This is a genomic window from Pantoea sp. UBA5923 (assembly GCF_002431095.1).
In the GTDB taxonomy this organism is placed as follows: Bacteria; Pseudomonadota; Gammaproteobacteria; order Enterobacterales; family Enterobacteriaceae; genus Pantoea; species Pantoea piersonii.
Window position 1 is genome coordinate 304 of sequence record NZ_DJDN01000003.1, and the last position, 1,530, is coordinate 1,833.

The 1,530-nt window shown below is 63.2% G+C and carries 2 protein-coding genes and 1 pseudogene; all 3 read left to right on the forward strand.

Annotated features, from left to right (window positions below; translation table 11 throughout):
• Positions 1-802: pseudogene (gene pcnB, locus B3797_RS00105) on the forward strand (polynucleotide adenylyltransferase); the annotation flags it as partial.
• Complete coding sequence (gene folK / locus B3797_RS00110; RefSeq protein WP_311790033.1) at positions 799-1,284, forward strand: 2-amino-4-hydroxy-6-hydroxymethyldihydropteridine diphosphokinase; 486 nt, start codon at positions 799-801, stop codon at positions 1,282-1,284. The pseudogene pcnB and the gene folK, both read left to right, overlap by 4 nt.
• Positions 1,285-1,372: 88 nt before the next feature.
• Positions 1,373-1,530: 3-methyl-2-oxobutanoate hydroxymethyltransferase (locus B3797_RS19560; protein ID WP_414693017.1), on the forward strand; the 158-nt coding region annotated here is incomplete at its 3' end.

Genomic DNA, 1,530 nt, shown 5'->3' on the forward strand with positions numbered 1-1,530 from the left:
CGAAGATCCGGTGCGTATGCTGCGCGTGGTGCGCTTCGCCGCCAAACTGGATATGTCGATTGCGGCGGAAACCGCCGAGCCGATCCCGCGTCTCGCCACGCTGCTGCGCGATATTCCGCCGGCGCGTCTGTTCGAAGAGTCGCTGAAGCTGCTGCAGGCGGGCTACGGCTACAGCACCTATGTCAAGCTGCGTGAATTCCAGCTGTTCCAGCCGCTGTTCCCGACCATTACGCGTAACTTCACCGACGAAGGTGACAGTTATATGGAGCGTATGGTGGCGCAGGTGCTGAAAAACACCGACAACCGCATCCATAACGATATGCGCGTCAATCCCGCCTTCCTGTTTGCGGCGATGTTCTGGTATCCGCAGCTCGAAGCCGCGCAGCGCATCGCTCAGGAGAGCGGCCTGACCTATTTCGACGCCTTTGCGATGGCGATGAACGATACGCTGGATGAAGCCTGCCGCGCGCTGGCGATCCCGAAACGCATTACAACGCTGATCCGGGATATCTGGCAGCTGCAGCTGCGCATGTCGCGCCGCCATGGCAAACGCGCCTGGAAGCTGATGGAGCATCCGAAGTTCCGCGCCGCCTACGATCTGCTGGCTCTGCGCGCCGAGGTCGAGAACAACCCGGAACTGATCCGCCTGAGCCACTGGTGGGGCGAGTTCCAGGCTGCCGCGCCGACGCAGCAGAAAACCATGCTCAATACGCTGGGCGACGATCCGGCGCCGCGCCGCAAAACGCGTCGTCCGCGCCGTCGTCCCACTGCACCGCGCCGCGACAGTCAGAACGCCTCGTGACCCGCGTCTACCTGGCGCTCGGCAGCAATCTTGCCGATCCCCTGCATCAGGTCGACGCGGCGCTGCGCGCGCTGGACGCGCTGCCCGATACCACGCGCGTTGCCACCTCTTCTCTCTACCGCACGCCGCCTTACGGTCCGCCGGATCAGCCGGATTACCTGAACGCGGCGGTTGCGCTGGAGACCGCTCTCGCGCCGGAAGCCCTGCTGGATCATACCCAGCGTATCGAGCTTGAACACGGCCGCGTGCGCAAAGCGGAACGCTGGGGGCCGCGCACCCTTGATATCGATATTCTGCTCTTCGGCCAGCAGCGCCTGCATACGCCGCGTCTGATCGTGCCGCACTATGATATGCACAACCGCGCCTTTATGCTGGTGCCGCTGCTGGAGATTGCGCCCGACGCGGCGCTGCCGGACGGACGCCCGCTGCGCGACCTGCTAGCCGGGCTCGACACCAGCGCCATTCGCTTCTGGCATGGCTGACCGCCGCACAGATTGATCGCGGGAGATTCCGCTCTCCCCCGCTATCCAGTACACTGCGCCCATCTGAAATACCTGAGTTGAGAGCGCAATGAAACCCACCACTATTTCTCATCTGCGTCAGTGGAAAGCGAGCGGACGTAAGTTCGCCACCCTGACCGCCTACGATTTCAGCTTTGCCCGTCTGTTCGCCGATGAGGGCATTCAGGTGATGCTGATCGGCGATTCGCTCGGCATGACCGTTCAGGG